Raw genomic sequence first — 20756 nt, forward strand, 5'->3', positions numbered from 1 at the left:
GAGAATTGATAGGTTGATCGCCATGTCTACCCCTCCCACGACAGTGGTTTCCGAACGGACCGTCACCACACCGCGCTCGGTGCTCGTCACCGGCGGTAACCGCGGAATCGGCTTGGCCGTCGCTCAGCGGCTCGCCGCAGACGGCCACAAGGTAGCCGTCACTCATCGCGGTTCCGGTGTCCCCGAAGGGTTGTTCGGCGTCGTGTGCGACGTCACCGACACCGAGTCGATCGACCGTGCATTCAAAGAGGTCGAAGCGCACCAGGGGGCGGTCGAGGTCATCGTCGCCAATGCCGGCGTCACCGACGACACACTGATCATGCGAATGAGCGAAGAGCAGTTCACGAGCGTCGTCGACGCGAACCTCACTGGTACGTTCCGCCTCTCGAAGCGTGCGACCCGGTCGATGCTGCGCGCGCGTTTCGGACGGTTCATCTTCCTCGGCTCGGTGGTGGGTCTGGCGGGACAAGCCGGCCAGGTCAACTACGCAGCGTCCAAGGCAGGGATCGTGGGTATCGCTCGTTCCCTGACCCGGGAACTCGGCTCTCGTTCGATCACCGCCAACGTCGTCGCACCAGGTTTCATCGAGACCGACATGACGGCAGCACTGGGCGACGACGTCAAGGACAAGGCCACCGAGTTCATCCCGTTGCAGCGGACCGGAAAGCCGGAAGATGTTGCAGCAGTGGTCAGTTTCCTCGCCTCCGACGATTCGGCATACGTCTCGGGTGCAGTCATCCCCGTCGACGGTGGACTCGGCATGGGCCACTGATCCGCTTTTTCGCACACGCACACCTTTCTCGTACGTCTGAAATCAGGAGGACATCTCATGGGCGGTTTGCTCGAGGGTAAGACCATTCTTGTCACCGGCATCATCACCGATTCGTCGATCGCGTTCCACGTGGCCAAGGTCGCGCAGGAGCAGGGCGCGAAGGTACTGATCACCGGATTCGATCGTCTGCGCCTCATCGACCGCATCGCCCAGCGCCTGCCGCAGCCCGTGCCGCCGGCAATCTCGCTCAACGTCCAGAGCTCGGAGGATCTCGCCTCTCTCGCCGAGCGTGTGCGCGAGCTGGCTCCCGAGGGTATCGACGGCGTGGTCCACTCGATCGGCTTCGCCCCCCGCTCCTGCCTGGGAAGCCCGTTCATGGACGCGCCGTGGGAGGACGTGGCGGTCGCACTCGAGGTGTCCGCATACTCGTACAGCGCACTGGCCAAGGCGTTACTGCCGGTGCTCAACGACAACGCGTCCATCGTCGGGATGGACTTCGATCCGGCGCGCGCGATGCCGTTCTACAACTGGATGGGCGTCTCCAAGGCGACCCTCGAGGCCGTCAACCGTTACGTCGCCAAAGAGGTCGGCGTTCGCGGCATCCGCTCGAACCTGGTGTCCTCCGGCCCGATCAAGACCCTGGCCGCCAAGGCCATCGCCGGTGACAGCACCGGTCCGGGCGCGGAGTTGGACAAGCTGAACACCGCATGGGACGGTGCTGCGCCCATCGGCTGGGACGTCGACGATCGCGAGCCCGTGGCCAAGACCGTCTGCACCGTGCTCTCGGATTGGTTGCCCGGCACGACCGCGTCGATCATCTACGTCGACGGCGGCTTCCACGCGATGGTCGGCTAGTAGCACCCCTTCTACTACGCAGTTGAGTACCCGGGTGACCCCCGCCGAACGGCATCGCGCAAGATTGAACTCATGACCGCAAGTATGGACATGCAGTTCGATGCTCTTCTCGTTTTGTCGTTCGGCGGTCCCGAAAAACCCGAAGACGTACGGCCGTTCCTCGAAAACGTCACGCGCGGTAGGGGAGTGCCACCGGAGCGGCTCGACGCCGTCGTCGAGCACTACATGCATTTCGGTGGAGTTTCGCCCATCAACGCGCTCAACCGAGACCTGATCGAACGGGTCGAAGGTGAGCTGGCAGCAGCCGGCGTGGATGTGCCCGTGTACTTCGGCAACCGCAACTGGCACCCGATGGTCGAAGACACCGTCGCCAAGATGCGCGAGGACGGTGTCCGCAACGCCGCCGTGTTCGCCACGTCGGCCTGGGGTGGTTACTCCGGATGTCGGCAGTACCACGAAGACATCACCCGCGCCCGTGACGCGGTCGGTGACGGCGCACCGACATTGACAAAACTTCGCCAGTACTACGACCATCCGCTGGTCGTCGGCGCGTTCGCCGACGGTGTGCGCGCGGCCCGCGCAGAGTTGCCCGAAGCGACTCGCGATACTGCGCGCCTGGTGTTCACGGCGCATTCGGTACCGAGTGCCGCAGACCGCAATGCAGGGCCGCCGGCAGAGGGCGGAAAGCTCTACAGCCGACAGGTCGCCGAGGCTGCGAAGTTGGTTGCCGAAGCCGTCGGCGTCGAAGATTTCGATCTGGTGTGGCAGTCGCGATCAGGCCCGCCGCAGGTTCCGTGGCTGGACCCCGACATCTGTGATCACCTGGATGCGTTGTCCGCCAAGGATGTTCGCGCCGTGATCGTGTGCCCCGTCGGTTTCGTCTCCGATCACCTCGAAGTGGTGTGGGACCTGGACACCGAGGCCAAGGACAAGGCAGCCGAACTCGGGATGGATTTCGTTCGCGCAGCAACACCCGGCCGCGATCAGCGTTTTGCGCAGCTGGTGCCCACGCTCATTCGGGAACTGGCCGAGGCCGAGCAGCCACTGCGACTGGGGGTCGAGCCGCTGCTCGGCTCGACCCCCAACGGTCGCTCGTGTGCGGTGAATTGCTGCGCGGCCGTTCAGCGCCCCCGCTGACGGCCCGCCGCTCAGGTGTTCGGCTGCTTGAGCTTTCCGCAGGGCCCCGGAACGGTGGACGTGCTGCGCGAGGTGAGGAGCGTCTCGACGATCTGTCGATCCTCGGGGCTCAGTGACGGGTCGATGTAGTTGAGCTTGGGCGCTCCCAGTTCGCGGACTCGTCCGGCGAGGGTCGCGACAAATGACACTCGTTCTTCGTCGTCGTCGTTGACGTCGTGGATCTGCAGCACCGACACCGGAAACTTGCGCAGCGTCACAGGCAGGAAGCGTGCGCCGAGCACATGGTCGACGTTGAATCCCGCCCACTGCCCCTGGTTGGCTTCCACGCATTCAGTGTCGGAGTGAACTGCGCTCTCGCCGATGTACTTACGTGCGGGCAGCATCTTCTTGGGTGCAAGTTCGGATGCGCCCTGCTGTAGGACGGGAAAGTCGCCGTCCGAGTACAACCAGGGTTGGTTGGCCATCGAGATCAACCGGCCGGCGTCCAGATCCGGGAGATAGCGAGACTTGAGGAGAAACGCGACGCTGTCGACCGAGATGCCCAGCAGTTCGGCGGCCTTCTGTCGGCTCATCGCAAACGTCGGGGTATTCTTCGGCGCGATCTGGATCAAATTGACCATGCGAACTCCTGTAAGTGTTCAATTGTTGCGGACTTGGTACAGCTGACATGACAATTCGTCGATTATCAACCTCTAGCTGATTTCCGACTTGTAGATGAGTCGGTTGTCACCATCCAAGTTCACGCAACCGGGGATCTCCGATCCCGAAGTGGTGGCCGATTTCGTGGATCACGGTCCGACGAACTTGCTCGATCACCTCGTCTTCGGTGTTGCAGATCGCACAGATTGCCCTGCGGTAGATCGTGATGTGGTCGGGAAGGACGCCGGCGTACGTGGTGGTTCTCTTGGTCAGTGGGATGCCCTGATACAGCCCGAGTAGCCCCGGTCGTCCACCTTCGAGTTGAACGGTCACCGCGACGTTGGCCATCTCCGCACCCAATTTCGGTGGCAGGCTGTCGAGCGCCCGCTTGACCATGCCCTCGAACTGACTGTCGTCCACGTCGATCATCTGCCCATTGTGCGTGCGCGGGCGGGATCCGGGTGTGTCCATGTGGAAACAGTGCAGCTTACGGCTATGTTCATTGCGTGGCCGAAGACCTCTATCACCGTTACGAATTCACATTCATCGTTCAGATGCTGACAGTCTCGCAAGAGCAGGCGATCGAAGAGAGCTTGGGCGGAAGGGTCGAGGACCGACGCGGGCTGCAGTTGCTGACGCTCACCTCGGAAGGTATGCGAGCGGCGACAACGGCTATCACCGTGGTGGACCAGTTGGTGGCTGCAGGCGTGCGTCCCCAGCGGACACATCCCGATTTGGTGTCACGTCAGGACATTGCCGACCGCGCGGGGGTGACGCGACAAGCTGTCGGGCAGTGGGTGCGAGGGGTCCGGCAGGCGGCTACACCTTTCCCGATTCCGTACAACTCGGTTGCCGGGGGGATCTGGTTCTGGGGCGACGTCCTGGATTGGTTGCGCCGTCAGGGATACAGCCAGGACACCGGTTTGCGCTACCCGACGCTGGATGAACATATTCGTATCGACCGCCATATCGCGATCAATCACAAGACTGTGGGTTGACCGATCGAACGGTTTGCTTGAAAATGGCTTTTTGAAACAAACCGACGGTCGTCTGCGAGCGTCGACGGCGGCGCTGTGCCGGTGCTCACGTCCACGCGCGACTTTCGCGCCACCGTTGCGCGTGCTTCTTCTCGTCACCTCCGACATCGGTCTCTCGCAGCGGGCTGGTCTTGTTCTTCGCGAGGCTGGACACCAAGTCCGCACAGGTGACTACGACAGATTCAGCAACGGTATCCACCTCAACGTCATCGAGGCGGCGTCGGATCAAGCCGGGGAAGCGTGTGCAGTGCGATCGGTATCCGTCGCGCATTGGACATCGGACTTGTCGACGCGATCGGCCCCAGCGGGTTTGCTGAGAAACGCCGGAACTTCGTGCTCAAGCTCTGATCGACACGCTGTTGGCCGAAGCAACACGGGCGATGCGGACGACGTCCCACAATCGTCGCAGCAGGTCTTCACGCGTCTGCGCGGTGGACACGCTCGGGGCCTGATTGGTCGAGACCGACGCAGCGACGGCAAGAATGGCTGCCACGTTGTCGGCTGTGTCGATCACCTGTAGATGCCGTGGTGACAGTGTCGACGGCCAGCGGTGTCCGGCCTGTGCCTGCAAGGCTTCGGCGACCAGCGTACGAGCGTCGTTTCCAGGCGTTCCGGTGGCTACGGTCGGAAGCCCAGCGAGCACCTCGGCTGCGTCCCGAACAGCTTGGCGCAGTTGGTATTCGGCTTCGCGGAGTCCGATCGATTCGGCGCTGCCCGCCACAGTGGGAATGGCGAAGACCGTCCACCGCAAGACGTCCTGGCCTTCCTTCGACGGCACGAGGCCGACTCCCGGCTTGCCGACGGCGCCGATCTGTATCCCTTCACCCGTTGCGATCGCAGCGCGCGCGAACTCGGTCCCGGTGGGCAGGCCACGTACGTCACCGGCCGTAGGAAGGACCAGGCGGACCTCAGCAGCCTCCGAGCGTGCGATTCTCAACAGGGTGGGCACACCGGAAGCCGTGACTCCCGGCCACTCGAGATCATGGCGGACCGCAGTTTCCGCATCGTGGGCGCCGATCAGGTGCATCGGTGCCCACACGGCAAGGGCGTCGATGACGTCGTCCGGCGCAGCGTCGCCGGCGAGCCATGACGCTGCCCACACGGTGAGGGTTGCGCTGGGAGAACTCATGACCGTGAAGTTTAGTTCGGCGTGGCGACATGCGCGGCCCCGGCGTTGTGACCTAGCGTGATCCGGCGTGAGCGGTGGCAACGGATACGGTGACATTTTTGCGGGTCATACCCGCAAACAGAAGCGCGTGACGCCTGAAGTGGCGGCCGAACGTGATCTTGTCGTCGAGGATGCGGCGACGGGATTCTGCGGGGCGGTAGTCGGTTTCGAGCGCACGTACGACGGCGATTTCGTGCGGCTCGAGGACGGTCGTTCCCGGACGCGGTTGTTCGCGATGCGCGAGGCGGCCTTCCTCATCGACGGCTCACCGGTCACGCTGGTCCGACCGGCACCCAAACCCGCATCCACCAAGCCCGCACGGTCGGCTTCGGGTTCGACGCGAGTCGAAGGCTTGCGGGCTCGTACGGCTCTGCCCAGCCGGATCTGGGTGGAGGGAGTGCACGATGCTGCCCTCGTCGAGCGAGTGTGGGGTCACGACCTTCGCGTCGAAGGTGTGGTCGTCGAACATCTCGAAGGTCTCGACAATCTGGGGGAGAGGCTTGCCGAATTCGGTCCAGGTCCCGGCCGCCGCGTCGGGGTCCTGGTCGACCACCTGGTCACCGGCTCCAAGGAAACCCAATTGACTCAGGGCCTCGGCCCGAATGTACTGGTGACCGGTCACCCGTACATCGACGTCTGGGAGGCAGTGCGCCCCAAATCCGTCGGTATCGCAGCCTGGCCGAAGATTCCGCGCGGTGAGGATTGGAAGACGGGAATCTGCCGAGAACTGGGCTGGGGAACACCTCAGGAGGGCTGGCGGCGGGTCTACAACTCGGTGGAGAGCTTCCGCGATCTCGAAGCTCCGCTGATCGGTGCTGTCGAACAACTTGTCGATTTCGTTACCGAGCCGAACTGACGTAGCAGCGGTCTGGGTCACACTCTCTGGTTAGATGGTGTTGTGGCTGCACTTATTTGGCTGATCGGAGCACTGGTGCTCGCCGGGGCCGAAGCTTTGGTGGGAGATTTCTTCCTGCTGATGCTCGCCGGTGGGGCGCTCGCTACTGCCGGTGTCAGTGCTGTCACCGACTTCCCGGTGTGGGTCGACGCCGTCATGTTCGGGGTGTTTTCCGCCGCCCTCGTCCTGGGTGTGCGACCGATCATGTTGCGTCGCTTCGGTAGTCCGCCGCCGACCCCGACCGGAATTCAGGCACTCGAAGGTAAGCACGCTCTGGTTCTGGAAGAAGTGGGCGAGCATTCCGGGCAGGTCAAGTTGGACGGCGAGGTGTGGACTGCCAGGCCGTACGACACCACCGAGGTGTACCCGCCGGGCACCAAGGTGACGGTGATGGAAATCAACGGCGCAACAGCAGTCGTCTGGAGGGGACCTTAATGGCAGCACTCATAGTGCTCGGTGTGTTGGTGCTATTCGTGATCTTGGTGGTCGCGAAATCGGTGGCACTGGTACCGCAGGCAGAAGCCGCGGTCATCGAACGGCTCGGCCGATATTCGAAGACGGTGTCCGGGCAGCTCACATTCTTGATCCCGTTCGCCGATCGCGTACGTGCCAAGGTGGATCTCCGCGAGCGGGTGGTCTCGTTCCCGCCGCAACCGGTGATCACCCAGGACAACCTGACACTGTCCATCGACACGGTGGTGTACTTCCAGGTCACCAACCCGCAAGCTGCGGTGTACGAGATCAGCAACTACATCGCTGCCGTCGAGCAGTTGGCGACCACGACGTTGCGAAATGTCGTCGGCGGAATGACCCTTGAAGAGACGTTGACCTCGCGTGATTCCATCAACGGTCAGCTTCGCGGTGTCCTCGACGAGGCGACCGGTCGCTGGGGCCTGCGAGTGGCCCGCGTCGAGCTCAAGAGCATCGATCCGCCGCCCTCGATCCAGGAGTCGATGGAAAAGCAGATGAAGGCGGACCGTGAAAAGCGCGCCATGATTTTGACGGCTGAAGGCCACCGTGAGTCCGCTATCAAGACCGCCGAGGGTGCAAAGCAGAGTCAGATTCTTTCTGCCGAGGGCAACAAGCAGGCGTCGATCCTGAACGCCGAGGGTGAGCGTCAGTCTCAGATCCTTCGCGCTCAAGGTGACCGCGCGGCCAAGTACCTGCAGGCCCAGGGCGAGGCCAAGGCCATCGAGAAGGTCTTCGCCGCCATCAAGTCCGGTAAGCCGACTCCGGAATTGCTTGCATACCAGTACCTTCAGACGTTGCCGCAGATGGCGCAGGGCGATGCGAACAAGGTCTGGCTCGTACCCAGTGACTTCGGTGACGCACTGAAGGGATTTGCGAAAACGCTTGGCGCGCAGGGGCAGGACGGTGTTTTCCGTTACGAGCCGCCGGCCGCCGAAGAGAATCTTCCCAACCCTGAGGACGATTCAGCTGAGGTGGCAGAGTGGTTCGAGACAAAATCCGACCCGGCCATCGCAGAAGCAGTGCGCGCCGCTGAAGTTGCTGCGCGCACACCCGTCGAAGACCCGGCAGCTGCGGTCAGGCACCGCCGTGAAAGTGCGCCCGAGCAGCCTGGACTGGTAGATCCCGCGCTGCCACAGCAGGGTGAAAATCCTTGGCCCGGTCAGCTGCCGCCCGAGCGTGAAGATTTCCAGCAGAAATACCCGTACCAGGGTCAGCCGCCCGAGGGCGGCCAGCGCCAATAGTCACCTCTCGCAGTAGTAATCCGTAGTGGTAATCGGGACGGGCACTCATCACCTACGTGATGAGTGCCCGTCCCGTTCCACATACAGCGATCGCCCAGAGGACGCTGACGAAGGTTCCCATGATGAACTGCTCGGACGCGTGCGGTTCGCGAAGTTCCGGGTACCGTGCGAGTCCTTTGACTGCCAAGACGATCGCGATGCCTTCCGGCCAGGTCGCGAGAATCGACGCCGCCACCGCGAGCCGCTCGAGTATCCCGATCACACGTCCGCCGCGAAGAGGTCCGGCATCCGGTGCCGGGCTCCCGTCCGGTTGGCGACGGGCGATCTTGAAGGTGGCAAGCACCAACGGTGCACCGGCAGTGGCGGCGGCAAGTACGCACAGGACAAGCGTCGCCCCGAGCGCAAAACCGTTGACCGGGCTCGTTCGGGTCGATGCGAGCGCGGCAACACCCAGCGCCGGCAACGCGACCACGGACGACGCCCATTCGGGCACCTCCAGTCGACCACGACTGAGCGGTCCCAGCGCCGCTGCAACTGCTGGTGCCGCGGCGGCGACGGCGAGTGCGATCAACGCCAGAACGACCATGTATCCGAGCCCCCTGCTGTGTCGACGAGTTCTACTGATGCGAGCGTGAGCAGTCTAGGGCTGGAGTCTGACCAAAAGTCGTTCTGCGAGGCGACGCCCGGCGAGTTCTGCGTGCCATCCGGCGGTCAGGAGTCGCTTCGACATGGCCTGCTTGGTGATTCCGAGTTGTGCGGCCGCGCTGACCTGAGTGAGTCCGCTGTCCATCAGAGCGATGGCTTCGCGCCCGTCCTTCGTCTGTCTCGTGACAATCGTGCCGAGCAAGGTGAACGCGGCATCGACGTCGGCGGCAAGTTCGGCGCGTGATCCCTCGGCCGGTGCCTGCTCGACGGCTATTTTGGCCGGCGCTCGCTTGGCGCGCTCGACGGCTACCCGCGCGGCTTCGAACGCCGGCCCGCGTCCGGCGCGAGTCTGCCGCGGTAGAGGCTGCTCGACTGGGCCGATCCCGATCCCGACACTCCAGTGTTCGCGCCGAATCAGCTCCAGTGCGACGAGGACGAGCAGTGCCGGATCGTCGGTCACCGCTTGAATCTCGTCGCCCGCAGTGCGCTCGAAGGGTCGAAGGAGTTGGTAGCTGGACAGCGCACCGAGAATCTCCCCGACGCGATCGACATCCCGTCGGCTACCTCGTTGATCCACCGTCAGTACGAGCATTAGTCAATGTTATGTAGTTGACTTTGAGTAGTCAATCGTTTTGGGTTGACTCAATCAAATCAACCTCTTGAGATTGACTGCTGTCGACGGTGGTTTCGCCCTGTGGAGGCTGACGACGAGCGTCGAACACCAGACCGGCGATCCCGATTGCAATGCAGATCCCGGACAGAATCAGGAGACGAGGATCGGCTTCGCCGGACAGCGCATCGCCCAGAACGACAATCCCGACAGTGCCGGGCAAAATGCCGACGACGGTGGCAAGGATGTAGGGCACGATCCGGATCGACGAAATGCCGCAGCAGTAGTTCACCACCGAGAAGGGGACAAACGCGATCAAGCGCAGGGACCCGACGGCCAGCCACCCCCGCTTTTCGATCCGCTCGTCCACCCGCCGGATCGTCGGACTCGAAATCCGTTGCCAAACGACGTCGCGGCCGATGGCGCGGACCAGGTAGAGGGCCAGCACGGCGCTCACAGTCGTTGCCGCCACCGTCAGGGCGATGCCGGTCACCGAGCCGAAAAGAACCCCCGCGCTGAGAGTGAAGACGGTCCGCGGAAACGGCGCAACGGTGACTATCGAATGAACCAGGAAGAACACTAGGGGGAACGCCGGGCCAACCGAGTCCGCCCACTCGCGCACCTGAGACACCGTGGGATGTGGGGCGAGGAGGGCAGCGAGGAACAAAGCGAGAACTACCAGGACTATTGCGATCAATCTTCGGTCCAGCAGGCGTCCCATCACAGGTCACAAGGCTACCTGTGAACGGTGAACCGAGTCGCTCGCACGCTGGGAACGGTGTGCCGAAGACCATCCCGAATGCTGGAAATTCACGTGCTCCAGGCGACAATGAAAGCTGTGCTGTGACGAAAACCACTACACCACCCAGGTGGTCCGCACCTGCAGTCCCGGCCAGTGAAACGAACTCGTGAGTAACTCACATACATGCTGAACAATCGCTAGGTAAGGACCAGTTGCACGGGTCCGAATCACTGAACACACACGCCGGCGGACCGGTCGGGAAGTGGTCGTGAACGGCGTCGTGAACGGCACTGTGAAGAACCTGACGTGATCCTCACGATATCTGAGCTCAGACGCGGGTTAGCATCACAGAACTAACGAACAATTCCGATTATCGGTACAGCGCTCACGCTAAAAATGAGAGGGAGCGGACACAGTGTCATTAGCTTCAGAAGCCGAGGCTGTCGAGCAGGCATACGCGGAGTGGCAGCGCTCCGTAGCCGGTGTGCTCGCCAAGTCCCGCAGAGTCGATGCGGCAGAACTGGGCCCCGAGCCACAGAAACTGCTCGAAACCGTCACCTACGACGGCGTCACTGTCGCACCGCTCTACAGCCCACGCGACGAGCGTCCTGAGCAGGCCCTGCCGGGCACGTTCCCGTACGTGCGGGGTGTCGATGCTCACCGTGACGTCAATGCCGGCTGGCTGGTCTCCGCAGCATTCGGAACGGTCTCGGCAGCCGAGACGAATCGCAGCGTCCTGGACGCCCTCGAAAACGGCGTCAGCGCACTCTGGTTGAAAGTGGGCGGGGGCGGCGTTCCGGTCACCGACCTGGGCGCTGCGCTCGAGGGCGTGCTTCTCGATCTCGCGCCGCTGACGCTCGACGCAGGCGCGGAGGCCGGCGATGCCGCCCGTGCACTCTTCTCGCTCCTCGACGCGCGTGCCGAGGCCGGTGACGGCGTCAGCGATCGCGCCGGTATCCGCATCGACCTCGGTGCCGCTCCGCTGACCAGTTCGTTTTCCGGCTCAGCCGACGTCGAACTTGCCGACGCCGTCGAGTTGTCCGCCCTCGCTGCAGCTCGCGCGGAAACTGTGCACGCGATCACCGTCGACGGCACGGCGTTCCACAACGCCGGTGCCGGGGATGCCGAAGAACTCGGAGCCGCGATTGCCGCAGGCCTCGAATACCTCCGCGCACTCACCGCAGAGAGCGGCCTGGCCATCGGTGCTGCGTTGTCGCAGTTGGCCTTCCGCTACTCGGCAACCGACGATCAGTTCCAGACCATCGCGAAGTTCCGTGCCGCACGTCTCGTGTGGGCCCGCATCGCTCAGGTCTGCGGAGCTTCCGACTTCGGTGGAGCGCCCCAGCATGCGGTCACCTCCGCAGCGATGATGGCTCAGCGTGATCCCTGGGTGAACATGCTGCGCACCACCCTCGCAGCATTCGGCGCCGGTGTCGGCGGAGCAGACGCTGTGACGGTTCTTCCGTTCGATGTCGCGCTTGCCGACGGCACCCTCGGCGTCAGTAAGTCGTTCTCCTCACGCATCGCCCGAAACACACAGCTGCTCCTGCTCGAAGAGTCGCACCTGGGCCGTGTCCTCGATCCTTCGGCCGGATCCTGGTACGTCGAAGACCTGACACAGCAGATCGCCGCCACCGCGTGGGAGTTCTTCCAGGAAATCGAAGCAGCCGGTGGATATCTTGCTGCACTCGAGGCGGGAATCGTCTCCGGTCGCATCGCTGCCACCAAAGCCAAGCGCGACTCCGACATCGCACACCGTAAGACCACGGTCACCGGTGTCAACGAGTTCCCGAACCTCGGTGAAACACCGCTGTCCGCCGAAGCAGTCGAGCCCGGTCAGGCCGTCGCCCGCTACGCAGCTGCGTTCGAAGCGCTTCGCGACCGTTCGGATGCGTTCCTCGCCGCCGGAGGCGCCCGTCCCGCTGCGCTTCTCGCGCCGCTGGGCTCAGTCGCAGAACACAACGTGCGCACCACGTTTGCGTCCAACCTGCTCGCTTCGGGCGGCATCGACGCAATCAACCCCGGCCCGCTCGAGGTGGGCGCCGAGGCTATCTCCGCTGCCGTCAAGGCTTCCGGTGCCACGGTCGCCGTGCTGTGCGGCACGGACAAGCGCTACGGCGAGAGCGCAGCAGCGGCCGTCGCCGAACTTCGCGCTGCCGGCATCACCAAGGTGCTGCTCGCAGGACCGGAAAAGGCAGTCGCCGACGCGACCGGCGATTCTCGCCCGGACGGATTCCTCACAGCCCGCATCGACGCAGTGTCGGCTCTGACCGAACTGCTCGACTTCATCGAGACGGGAAGCTCCAAGTGACGACACGAGAGGTCAAACACGTGATCGGCAGTTTCGCCGAGGTCCCACTCGAGGACCCGCAGTCTCCGGCACCCACACCGCCGTCGGTCGAGCAGGCACAGGCGCTCATCGAAGAGGGCGCAAACGCCAACAACTACGCCGCCGAGCAGGTTGTCTGGTCCACCCCGGAAGGCATCGACGTCAAGCCGGTGTACACCGGCGCCGACCGCACGGCGGCCGCCGAGTCCGGTTACCCGCTCGACAGCTTCCCGGGCGCAGCGCCGTTCCTGCGTGGTCCGTACCCGACCATGTACGTGAACCAGCCGTGGACCATTCGCCAGTACGCAGGCTTCTCCACTGCCGCCGAGTCCAACGCGTTCTACCGTCGTAACCTCGCGGCCGGTCAGAAGGGCCTGTCGGTCGCTTTCGACCTCGCCACGCACCGCGGCTACGACTCCGATCACCCGCGCGTCGCCGGTGACGTCGGAATGGCCGGTGTTGCAATCGATTCCATCCTCGACATGCGTCAGCTCTTCGACGGAATCGACCTCTCGCAGGTGTCGGTCTCGATGACGATGAACGGTGCCGTGTTGCCGATCCTCGCGCTGTACGTCGCTGCGGCAGGCGAGCAGGGTGTCACTCCGGACAAGCTGGCCGGAACGATCCAGAACGACATCCTCAAAGAGTTCATGGTTCGAAACACCTACATCTATCCGCCCAAGCCCTCGATGCGGATCATCTCGGACATCTTCGCGTACTCCAGCGCGGAAATGCCGAAGTACAACTCCATCTCCATCTCGGGCTACCACATCCAGGAAGCCGGAGCGACGGCCGATCTGGAACTGGCATACACCCTCGCCGACGGAGTCGAGTACATCCGCGCCGGCCTCGACGCCGGGATGGACATCGACAAGTTCGCGCCTCGCCTGTCCTTCTTCTGGGCCATCGGCATGAACTTCTTCATGGAGGTCGCCAAGCTCCGTGCCGGACGCCTCCTGTGGGCCGAGCTGGTTGCCAAGTTCGACCCCAAGAGCGCCAAGTCTCTGTCGCTGCGTACCCACTCGCAGACCTCGGGCTGGTCGCTCACCGCGCAGGACGTCTTCAACAACGTTCCGCGTACCTGCGTCGAAGCCATGGCTGCCACCCAGGGCCACACTCAGTCGCTGCACACCAACGCACTCGACGAAGCCATCGCACTGCCGACGGACTTCTCGGCCCGCATCGCCCGTAACACCCAGTTGCTGCTGCAGCAGGAGTCCGGCACCGTTCGCCCGATCGACCCGTGGGGCGGCTCGTACTACGTCGAGTGGCTCACCAACGAACTCGCCAACCGGGCTCGTAAGCACATCGAAGAGGTCGAGGAAGCCGGCGGAATGGCTCAGGCCATCAACGAAGGCATCCCGAAGCTGCGCATCGAGGAAGCTGCCGCCCGCACCCAGGCACGCATCGACTCCGGTCGGCAGCCGCTCGTCGGCGTCAACAAGTACGTTCCCGACGAGGTCGACACCATCGAAGTTCTCAAGGTCGAGAACTCCAAGGTGCGCAAGGAACAGCTCGAGAAGCTGGTTCGCCTTCGCGCAGAACGTGATCCGGAAGCCGTCGAGGCCGCACTCGCGAACCTCACCCGCGCTGCCGCATCCACCGAAGGCGGCATGGAGAACAACCTCCTCGCCCTCGCTGTCGTCGCCGCCCGCGCGATGGCTACCGTCGGCGAGATTTCCGACGCTCTCGAAAAGGTGTACGGACGCCACCAGGCCGAGATCCGCACCATCAGTGGTGTGTACCGCGACGAGGCAGGAACGGTGAGCAACATCAGCAAGGCGATGGAACTGGTCGAGAAGTTCGCCGAAGACGAGGGACGTCGTCCCCGTATTCTCGTCGCGAAGATGGGCCAGGACGGTCACGACCGTGGCCAGAAGGTCATCTCCACGGCCTTCGCGGACATCGGATTCGACGTTGACGTCGGACCGCTGTTCCAGACTCCCGAAGAGGTCGCCAATCAGGCGGCCGACAACGACGTCCACGTAGTCGGTGTGTCGTCGTTGGCAGCCGGTCACCTCACCCTGGTGCCGGCGCTGCGGGAGGCTCTGGCTGCGGCCGGTCGTCCCGACATCATGATCGTCGTCGGCGGCGTCATTCCGCCCGGGGACTTCGACGAACTCTACGAGGCCGGCGCTGCTGCCATCTTCCCGCCCGGCACCGTCATCGCCGACGCTGCCAGCGGATTGTTGGAGAAGCTCTCCGCCCAACTAGGTCACGACCACAGCTGAGAAGGGGGTCACTGAAGATGGCACGTCAGCCCATCGACATTGATTCTCTCGCCGAGGCGGTACGTGGAAATCAGCGTGCCGGCCTCGCTCGGGCGATCACACTCGTCGAGTCCACTCGCGACGACCACCGGGCTCTCGCGCAGCAGCTTTTGCTGAAGTTGTTGCCCGAGGCCGGGGGAGCACACCGGATCGGCATCACCGGCGTCCCCGGCGTCGGCAAGTCGACGTTCATCGACGCGCTCGGAATGTACTTGCTGGAGAAGGGGCATCGGGTTGCGGTGTTGGCGGTCGATCCGTCGTCCACTCGCACCGGTGGCTCAATTCTCGGCGACAAGACGCGCATGGCTCGGCTCACGGTCGAGAAGAACGCATATATTCGTCCGTCACCGACGTCCGGCACACTCGGCGGTGTCGCGAAGGCAACTCGCGAAACCATCGTGCTTCTCGAGGCTGCCGGTTTCGACGTCATCCTCGTGGAGACGGTGGGCGTCGGGCAGTCCGAGGTCACCGTCGCGAACATGGTGGACTGCTTCACGTTCTTGACCCTCGCTCGTACGGGCGATCAGCTGCAGGGGATCAAGAAGGGTGTACTCGAACTCGCGGATCTGGTCGCGGTCAACAAGGCCGACGGCAAGCACGAGCGCGAGGCGAAAGGCGCAGCCCGCGAATTGGCCGGAGCGCTGCGCCTGATCTACCCGCATGACGCGATCTGGAAGCCGCCCGTCATCACGATGAGCGGCCTCGAAGGTGTCGGTCTGGACGAGTTCTGGGGAACTGTCACCAAGCACCGTGAGGTGCTCACCGAAGCGGGGCAGTTCGAGGAGAAGCGTCGCAAGCAACAGGTCGATTGGACCTGGACAATGGTCAACGATCAGCTACTGCGCAGGCTCTCGAGCAACGATCGGGTGCGTGCGATCCGGGCCGACGTCGAGCAGAGCGTGCGTGACGGTTCGCTGACGGCGGCGTTGGCGGCGGGGCGAATTCTCGACGCGTTCGACGGAAGCAGCTAGAGCGGAAAGAACAAAATCCCGGGTATCCGAGCGCGGATACCCGGGATTTCTTCTGTGACGATCTATCGTTCGCGCTTGACTGCAGGCTCGGTGAGTTCGGTCTCGACAGCGAGTTCGACTCCCGTGAAATCGCCTTCTGCCTCGGCCGGGGTGAGTGTGGACCGCTTCCACGCGTAGAACAGCAACGCTGCCCAGGCGGCGATGATGGTGAGGTATCCGGCCGCCGTGACCGCTCCGGTGATGTCGAAGGATTTGAACAGCTTCTGCGCGTTGGTCAACACGATGACGCCGCCCACTGCCGTTCCGAGCAACGTCGCGGGCACCCGGCTGACCAACCACGCCGCAAACGGTGCTGCGATTACACCGCCGAGAGCGAGACCGGCAACAACGAGGAGGTTTCCCATCGACTCGTGACCGAGCCCGATGAGAAATCCCAGCGATGCAGCAGACGCGACCAGAAACTCCGACGCGCTGACCGAGCCGATCACCGTGCGCGGTGCGGTCTTGCCGCGGGAGAGCAGTGTGCTGGTGGTGATCGGGCCCCAACCGCCGCCGGATGCGTCGATGAAACCACCGAACAGGCCGAGCGGAGACAGGAAGCGAGCGGTGTGCGGGGTCGTGCGAGCATTCGCGACGGCCGGTGGGCGGACCGAAAAGCGAAGTGCCACATAGATACCGATTGCAAGCAGAATCGTCGCCGTGATGGGGACTGCTGCTTCGGTCGACAGACCCGAGAGAACGGTGGCACCGATGAATGCACCGACAGCGCCGGGCACGCCCAGCTTGGCGACCAGCTTCCAGTCGATGTTCTTGAACTTCCAATGCGACACACCCGAAGCGAGGGTGGTGCCGACCTCGGCCAGGTGAACCGCGGCGCTCGCCTGAGCTGGACCGAGTCCACCGATCATCAGCAGAGTGGTTGCGGTGACACCGAAGGCCATGCCGAGGGCGCCGTCGACGAGCTGAGCGCCGACGCCGACAAGGGTGAACAAAAGAAGGTTGAACATGAGAAGACAGACTCCGAGCGAAGAAGCGACAAAGTCAGGGGTGCAGGCAGCGAGAAATCGCCGCTCAGCAACACGCCTGATCGAAGCAAGCGCTACGACGAGTGGGCCAGAACGCCATCAATCCGAGCGCAAATGCCGGGGAGGCATCGTGACTGGAAATCTGCACGTCAGGGTCCTTCGGGTCTCGTTCGTTGGTGTTCTGTCCATGCGAGCATAGCCGGTGCCGCGCTCGATCAACCCACGACGCGGGCGTAATTTCCCACTCGGTGGACAAGTCGATCGAAGAATTCCGCCGGATCGGTGCTGACGGCGATGTCCGCGTTAGGTTCGCGTTTCCAATGTCCGACCCAGTCCGCGACAGTGGTTCCGATCAACAGTGGGCTCTCGGTTTCGACATCTACCGTTGCCGGTTTCAGGGTCGCCAGAGTCGGGTCGAGCGCGACGGCAGCCGCAAACGGGTCGTGCATGTGAGCTAGAAATCCCTGGTCGTACTCACGATGGAACTCCATGTAGAACCGGATCGCGTCGGACATGTGCCGGACCACGCTGTTGGACGCGGAGCTCCTGACATCGCGGCCGTCGTCAGGAGAGATGATCTCTTCCGGGGTACTCCCGGCAGCTTCGGCAAGCCGACGCACATGTTCGGGGAACATCTCGATGGATTCGGTGACGTTGAGGCCGCAGATGATCGGACGTCGGTGCGCGGGCACTACGGAGAAAGCGTCGAACACTTCCTTGGCGGCATGCGGATCGACGGAGACGTTCCACTCCGCGGTCGGCGTCGTGTTGCCCGGATAGTTGAACGACCCACCCATCACGACCAGTCGTTTCAGCAGAGAGGGAAGGTCGGGTTCGCGTCTGATCGCCAGGGCCAGATTGGTGAGGGGTCCCGTCACCAGTCCGGTGAGTTGTCCGGGGTACTCACGAACGAGATCCACCCAGAGATCGGTGGCGGTACGAACCGACAGCTCGCGGCCCGAATCGGGGAGCACGGCATGCCCGATCCCTTGTGGACCGTGAGTCTCCTCGGTGGTGCGCAGCGGGATGACCAGGGGCTCACGGGCACCGAGTGCAACCTCGATGTCCGGGGCCCCGCAGAGTGCGAGCCAGTTCAGATTGTTGGCCGCGACCTGTTCCACGGGAACGTTTCCGGCGGTACTCGCAATCCCCACGATCTCGGCCTCGGCGCTGGCGAGTAGATAGAGCAGTGCCAGCGAGTCGTCGATACCGGTGTCGACGTCGACAATGAGCTTGTGCACATCATTCATCGGTGGCCACCAGGATCGTCGGCGAGTGCAGGACCGGGAAGTTCACCGAACGAGCGATGAAGCACTTCGTGTGTGCCGGGCCGTGAAGATCCTCGGCCGTCTCGACCATCGACGCGTCGGCGACCAGCACTGTCGGATTCAACGTCACTTCGATGAACTGCCCACCGCCGTCGGACTCCTCGATCATGCTGCCGACCGGCTGATCGCTGTAGTCGAGGACAACCACCCCTGCGGCCGCTGCCAGGCCGAGGTACCAGAGCATGTGGCACTGGGCGAGCGAGGCTACGAGCAGTTCCTCGGGATTCCACCGCTGCGCGTCACCGCGGAACGAAGGATCGGAGCTGCCGAGAAGCTCCGGCTTCCCGACCGCGGATATTGCGTGATTGCGCGAATATGCCTGTGTGCTGGACGTTCCGGATCCCAGATCGCCTGTCCACTGGAGGTCGAGTGTGTAGGTATGTGACTTCACAGGTCCATCTTGCCCTGAATGTGCCCTTCCCTCAGTGAGCCCACTCCGCCGGATCCGATCCCCACGAATGTGCAGTTGAGGGGTAGTCCTCGAACTCTGCCAACGCGGGTCGTGCGGTGGTCACGTCGCCGTGGTTGACAACAGCATCGAAGCCAGGTGCCGTCGGCAGGCCGGGGTGGATGGTTCGCCCAGGCGCGTCCAGAAGACGGGTGCAGGTACCTGCCAGCGACACGTCGACAGAGCGGCCGCGGCCGTCGTGCGAGCGCAATGTCAACGCGTCGAGGATCCCTGCTGCAAGGAAGTACCCGCTCGCGTGGTCGAGTGCCTGCGCGGGAAGGGCGCCGGGTTTCTCTGCACCCTCGAGGAACGAGATGCCGGACGCGGCCTGCACGATGCTGTCGAAGCCGCGCCGATCCGCCCACGGACCTTCCCAACCCCACGCGCTGACACGCCCGTGAATCAGATGCGCGGGAAGGTCTCGCCCGATGAGCGCTTCGAGTGCACCCGGCCGGTAGCCGGTGACCAGCACGTCGGCGGTTTCGAGGAGTTCGCGGAACGCTGTCGCACCCTCCGAGGATTTCAGGTCGAGAAGCGCCGACCGCTTGCCCTGGCCACTGTCGAGGTGCTGCCATCCGATTTCAGGGATCGCCGGGGGATCGATCCGCAGAACTTCGGCGCCGACCAGCGCGAGGGCGCGGGTCGCGACCGGGCCGGCGATGACGCGGGTCAGGTCGAGAACACGTGGGTGCTTCGGGAGTGCGCGGGGTTTCCCATCGTCACTTGCTCGGATGGATACCAGAGGCGCAGACCTCGCGGCTGCACACTGCTCACTCAGGCGCCATTCGGTCTCGGTACGTACGCGGACCGCGATGGCACCGATCTCTGCGGCTCGCTGTTCGATCTCGATAGCAGAGAGTTCGGATATACGTTGCGCCACTGCTTCTTTGGACGATCCAGGTTCGAGTTCCAGAATGGTGAGCAGTCGGTCGCGATGGTGCGGATAGTTGCCGTGCGTGCGGACCCAACCGTCACGGGCGGCGAAGAATCCCGAGTACACGGAAAACCCGTTGATCGGTTCACCTCCGGTGCGGAACAGGCGATCGCTCGAAAAGGACGCGGCGATACGTTCGGGATTCAGGGTCCAGTGCCCGGATCCTCGATCAATCGCGGAGGCGAACGCCGCAACCGAACCCGCAGCGAGGTCGAACACCGGCAAGTGCGCCGCGAGAAAGCCCGCCGAGGCCGGGCATTCGATGCGCCCGCGCCGGTCGTCGGTGTGCATCCCCACGTCACGTTGGTATTCGTCGAGATAAAACCCGTACCCGTGATCCATGCGACGCCTTTCGGCAGTTCAGTGGTCGAGAAGCTCCCGGCACTTCTTTGCCAGCGTATCGCGGAGCGGCGCAGCACGATCCGCCAAGTGTTGTTGCTGACGCACGTATTCGGCGCGTCCGGCTGGAGTTTCGATGCGAATGGGGGAGTACCCGTACTCGGCGAGGTCGTAGGGGCTCGCGCGCATGTCGAGTTCGCGGGCCAGGAGCGCGTGTTCGAAGCACCGCATCACCAGATCCGAATCGACGAGCGGCAACAACTTGAACGACCACTTGTACAGGTCCATACCGGCGTGCAGGCAGCCCGGCTGCTCGTGATCCGCCTGAGTCTCCCGTGCAAGGGGGAGCGAATTCTTGGGGCCCGCGTCCGGCGTGAAGAACCGGAACGCGTCGTAGTGCGTGCATTTGAGCGGCAAGGATTCGACGACCGCGTCGGTACCGGCGAACCCGAGCCGCAGCGGCACTGACTGGTGACGGATCGCATCCTCGCCGCCGCGATAGACCATCGCCCATTCGTGGAGGCCGAAGCAGCCCAGCACAGCGGGCCGCGCAGACGTCTGATTCAACAGATTCCACACGAATTCGACAGTGTGACGCCGACGCTCCAGCACGGAGGCCTCGACCGTCGCGGTACCCGAATCGTCGACGCGGTAGCCGGAGAAGGCTGCATATTCGCCGGCGTTCTCGAGTGCGACTCCGTACCCGGGGTGCCAGCGGCGCAGTTGGGCGGGCTTGAAGTTGTAGTACGTGAAGAGGAAGTCGTGCACCGGGTGAGAGATACCGGCGCTACGACGCGCTCGGTGCGGCTCGACGAGCTTCTCCACCTCCTCGAGGTGAAGTGCCCGCCGAGCCGTCCACTCGCTCTGTGCGAGTGCGAGTGCATGCACCGAACGTGTCAT

The 20756-nt window shown here is 63.6% G+C and carries 22 protein-coding genes; 10 read left to right on the plus strand and 12 right to left on the minus strand.

The window, feature by feature from the left end; genetic code table 11:
* The first annotated feature begins 22 nt into the window (after positions 1–22).
* The 3 genes from fabG1 (at position 23) to R4P65_RS21355 (ending at position 2764) form a co-directional block, all read left to right on the plus strand.
* A complete protein-coding gene (gene fabG1, locus R4P65_RS21345) occupies positions 23–772 on the plus strand; it encodes a 3-oxoacyl-ACP reductase FabG1 (RefSeq protein WP_317828011.1) in 750 nt (249 codons plus the stop codon).
* A gap of 57 nt (positions 773–829) precedes the next feature.
* Positions 830–1627, plus strand: a complete 798-nt coding sequence (gene inhA, locus R4P65_RS21350) for an NADH-dependent enoyl-ACP reductase InhA (RefSeq protein ID WP_003944803.1) — start codon at positions 830–832, stop codon at positions 1625–1627.
* An 84-nt stretch (positions 1628–1711) separates the two neighbouring features.
* Positions 1712–2764: a ferrochelatase gene (locus R4P65_RS21355; RefSeq protein WP_411742573.1), complete on the plus strand. Its 1053-nt coding sequence runs from the start codon at positions 1712–1714 to the stop codon at positions 2762–2764.
* 11 nt (positions 2765–2775) lie between these two features.
* Here the strand turns inward: R4P65_RS21355 and R4P65_RS21360 are convergent, their stop codons facing one another.
* Positions 2776–3384, minus strand: a complete 609-nt coding sequence (locus R4P65_RS21360; RefSeq protein ID WP_230815595.1) for a transcriptional regulator — start codon at positions 3382–3384, stop codon at positions 2776–2778.
* A gap of 106 nt (positions 3385–3490) precedes the next feature.
* Positions 3491–3832, minus strand: coding sequence for a metallopeptidase family protein (locus tag R4P65_RS21365; RefSeq protein ID WP_317828086.1), 342 nt, complete (start codon positions 3830–3832; stop codon positions 3491–3493).
* Positions 3833–3909: 77 nt separating this feature from the next.
* Between R4P65_RS21365 and R4P65_RS21370 the strand changes: the two genes are divergently transcribed.
* Positions 3910–4401, plus strand: a complete 492-nt coding sequence (locus R4P65_RS21370) for a hypothetical protein (RefSeq protein WP_003944993.1) — start codon at positions 3910–3912, stop codon at positions 4399–4401.
* Between the two features lie 85 nt (positions 4402–4486).
* On the opposite strand, the gene R4P65_RS21375 is transcribed toward R4P65_RS21370, so the two are convergent.
* The gene (locus tag R4P65_RS21375; RefSeq protein WP_317828013.1) at positions 4487–4639 is read right to left on the minus strand and encodes a hypothetical protein; all 153 of its coding nucleotides are present in this window, start codon (positions 4637–4639) and stop codon (positions 4487–4489) included.
* A 138-nt stretch (positions 4640–4777) separates the two neighbouring features.
* On the minus strand, positions 4778–5569 hold the full coding sequence (locus tag R4P65_RS21380) for a hypothetical protein (RefSeq protein ID WP_317828014.1): 792 nt from the start codon (positions 5567–5569) through the stop codon (positions 4778–4780).
* A 67-nt stretch (positions 5570–5636) separates the two neighbouring features.
* Between R4P65_RS21380 and R4P65_RS21385 the strand changes: the two genes are divergently transcribed.
* The 3 genes from R4P65_RS21385 to R4P65_RS21395 are packed head-to-tail and all read left to right on the plus strand — an operon-like array spanning position 5637 to position 8215.
* Positions 5637–6464 (plus strand): DUF3097 domain-containing protein, encoded by an 828-nt coding sequence (locus R4P65_RS21385; RefSeq protein WP_166810193.1) that lies wholly within the window; start codon positions 5637–5639, stop codon positions 6462–6464.
* 42 nt (positions 6465–6506) lie between these two features.
* On the plus strand, positions 6507–6938 hold the full coding sequence (locus tag R4P65_RS21390; RefSeq protein WP_003944877.1) for an NfeD family protein: 432 nt from the start codon (positions 6507–6509) through the stop codon (positions 6936–6938).
* Positions 6938–8215, plus strand: coding sequence for an SPFH domain-containing protein (locus R4P65_RS21395; protein WP_317828015.1), 1278 nt, complete (start codon positions 6938–6940; stop codon positions 8213–8215). Before R4P65_RS21390 ends, R4P65_RS21395 begins: the two co-directional genes overlap by 1 nt.
* A 52-nt stretch (positions 8216–8267) precedes the next feature.
* Here the strand turns inward: R4P65_RS21395 and R4P65_RS21400 are convergent, their stop codons facing one another.
* Genes R4P65_RS21400 through R4P65_RS21410 form a run of 3 tightly spaced genes read right to left on the minus strand, consistent with a single transcriptional unit; the run spans position 8268 to position 10191 of the window.
* Entirely contained in the window at positions 8268–8801 is a 534-nt protein-coding gene (locus tag R4P65_RS21400) for a hypothetical protein (protein ID WP_317828016.1), read from the minus strand.
* A 54-nt stretch (positions 8802–8855) separates the two neighbouring features.
* Complete coding sequence (locus R4P65_RS21405; protein WP_317828017.1) at positions 8856–9452, minus strand: hypothetical protein; 597 nt, start codon at positions 9450–9452, stop codon at positions 8856–8858.
* Positions 9453–9483: 31 nt separating this feature from the next.
* Positions 9484–10191 (minus strand): TVP38/TMEM64 family protein, encoded by a 708-nt coding sequence (locus R4P65_RS21410; protein ID WP_317828087.1) that lies wholly within the window; start codon positions 10189–10191, stop codon positions 9484–9486.
* A 436-nt stretch (positions 10192–10627) separates the two neighbouring features.
* Between R4P65_RS21410 and mutA the strand changes: the two genes are divergently transcribed.
* Genes mutA through meaB form a run of 3 tightly spaced genes read left to right on the plus strand, consistent with a single transcriptional unit; the run spans position 10628 to position 15782 of the window.
* Positions 10628–12523: a methylmalonyl-CoA mutase small subunit gene (gene mutA, locus R4P65_RS21415; protein ID WP_317828018.1), complete on the plus strand. Its 1896-nt coding sequence runs from the start codon at positions 10628–10630 to the stop codon at positions 12521–12523.
* The gene (scpA, locus tag R4P65_RS21420; RefSeq protein WP_019748436.1) at positions 12520–14772 is read left to right on the plus strand and encodes a methylmalonyl-CoA mutase; all 2253 of its coding nucleotides are present in this window, start codon (positions 12520–12522) and stop codon (positions 14770–14772) included. The genes mutA and scpA overlap by 4 nt, the downstream gene beginning before the upstream one ends.
* A 17-nt stretch (positions 14773–14789) precedes the next feature.
* Positions 14790–15782, plus strand: a complete 993-nt coding sequence (gene meaB / locus R4P65_RS21425) for a methylmalonyl Co-A mutase-associated GTPase MeaB (RefSeq protein WP_317828019.1) — start codon at positions 14790–14792, stop codon at positions 15780–15782.
* 62 nt (positions 15783–15844) lie between these two features.
* Here meaB and R4P65_RS21430 read toward each other — a convergent pair whose 3' ends face one another.
* From R4P65_RS21430 to R4P65_RS21450, 5 genes are all read right to left on the minus strand, one after another.
* Positions 15845–16789 carry a sulfite exporter TauE/SafE family protein gene (locus R4P65_RS21430; RefSeq protein WP_317828020.1) on the minus strand — a complete coding sequence of 315 codons (945 nt, stop codon included), beginning with the start codon at positions 16787–16789 and terminating at the stop codon, positions 15845–15847.
* A gap of 233 nt (positions 16790–17022) precedes the next feature.
* Positions 17023–18057, minus strand: coding sequence for a nucleoside hydrolase (locus R4P65_RS21435; RefSeq protein WP_317828021.1), 1035 nt, complete (start codon positions 18055–18057; stop codon positions 17023–17025).
* A complete protein-coding gene (locus R4P65_RS21440; RefSeq protein WP_230815609.1) occupies positions 18050–18526 on the minus strand; it encodes an OsmC family protein in 477 nt (158 codons plus the stop codon). Before R4P65_RS21440 ends, R4P65_RS21435 begins: the two co-directional genes overlap by 8 nt.
* 31 nt (positions 18527–18557) lie before the next feature.
* Positions 18558–19859 (minus strand): CoA transferase, encoded by a 1302-nt coding sequence (locus R4P65_RS21445; RefSeq protein ID WP_317828022.1) that lies wholly within the window; start codon positions 19857–19859, stop codon positions 18558–18560.
* Positions 19860–19877: 18 nt separating this feature from the next.
* On the minus strand, positions 19878–20756 hold the full coding sequence (locus R4P65_RS21450; protein ID WP_317828023.1) for a 3-methyladenine DNA glycosylase: 879 nt from the start codon (positions 20754–20756) through the stop codon (positions 19878–19880).

The organism is Rhodococcus sp. IEGM 1318 (assembly GCF_033142465.1).
Taxonomy (GTDB): domain Bacteria; phylum Actinomycetota; class Actinomycetes; order Mycobacteriales; family Mycobacteriaceae; genus Rhodococcus_F; species Rhodococcus_F qingshengii_B.

Excerpts from the sequence above, each read along its gene's own strand:
- R4P65_RS21380 (WP_317828014.1), bottom strand. The coding sequence starts at position 5,569 with ATGAGTTCTCCCAGCGCAACCCTCACCGTGTGGGCAGCGTCATGGCTC.
- inhA (WP_003944803.1), top strand. The coding sequence starts at position 830 with ATGGGCGGTTTGCTCGAGGGTAAGACCATTCTTGTCACCGGCATCATC.
- fabG1 (WP_317828011.1), top strand. The coding sequence starts at position 23 with ATGTCTACCCCTCCCACGACAGTGGTTTCCGAACGGACCGTCACCACA.
- R4P65_RS21450 (WP_317828023.1), bottom strand. The coding sequence starts at position 20,756 with ATGACACGTTCGGTGCATGCACTCGCACTCGCACAGAGCGAGTGGACG.
- R4P65_RS21430 (WP_317828020.1), bottom strand. The coding sequence starts at position 16,789 with ATGTTCAACCTTCTTTTGTTCACCCTTGTCGGCGTCGGCGCTCAGCTC.
- R4P65_RS21355 (WP_411742573.1), top strand. The coding sequence starts at position 1,712 with ATGGACATGCAGTTCGATGCTCTTCTCGTTTTGTCGTTCGGCGGTCCC.
- R4P65_RS21435 (WP_317828021.1), bottom strand. The coding sequence starts at position 18,057 with ATGAATGATGTGCACAAGCTCATTGTCGACGTCGACACCGGTATCGAC.
- meaB (WP_317828019.1), top strand. The coding sequence starts at position 14,790 with ATGGCACGTCAGCCCATCGACATTGATTCTCTCGCCGAGGCGGTACGT.
- R4P65_RS21400 (WP_317828016.1), bottom strand. The coding sequence starts at position 8,801 with ATGGTCGTTCTGGCGTTGATCGCACTCGCCGTCGCCGCCGCGGCACCA.
- R4P65_RS21395 (WP_317828015.1), top strand. The coding sequence starts at position 6,938 with ATGGCAGCACTCATAGTGCTCGGTGTGTTGGTGCTATTCGTGATCTTG.
- R4P65_RS21360 (WP_230815595.1), bottom strand. The coding sequence starts at position 3,384 with ATGGTCAATTTGATCCAGATCGCGCCGAAGAATACCCCGACGTTTGCG.
- R4P65_RS21445 (WP_317828022.1), bottom strand. The coding sequence starts at position 19,859 with ATGGATCACGGGTACGGGTTTTATCTCGACGAATACCAACGTGACGTG.
- R4P65_RS21365 (WP_317828086.1), bottom strand. The coding sequence starts at position 3,832 with ATGATCGACGTGGACGACAGTCAGTTCGAGGGCATGGTCAAGCGGGCG.
- R4P65_RS21405 (WP_317828017.1), bottom strand. The coding sequence starts at position 9,452 with ATGCTCGTACTGACGGTGGATCAACGAGGTAGCCGACGGGATGTCGAT.
- R4P65_RS21410 (WP_317828087.1), bottom strand. The coding sequence starts at position 10,191 with ATGGGACGCCTGCTGGACCGAAGATTGATCGCAATAGTCCTGGTAGTT.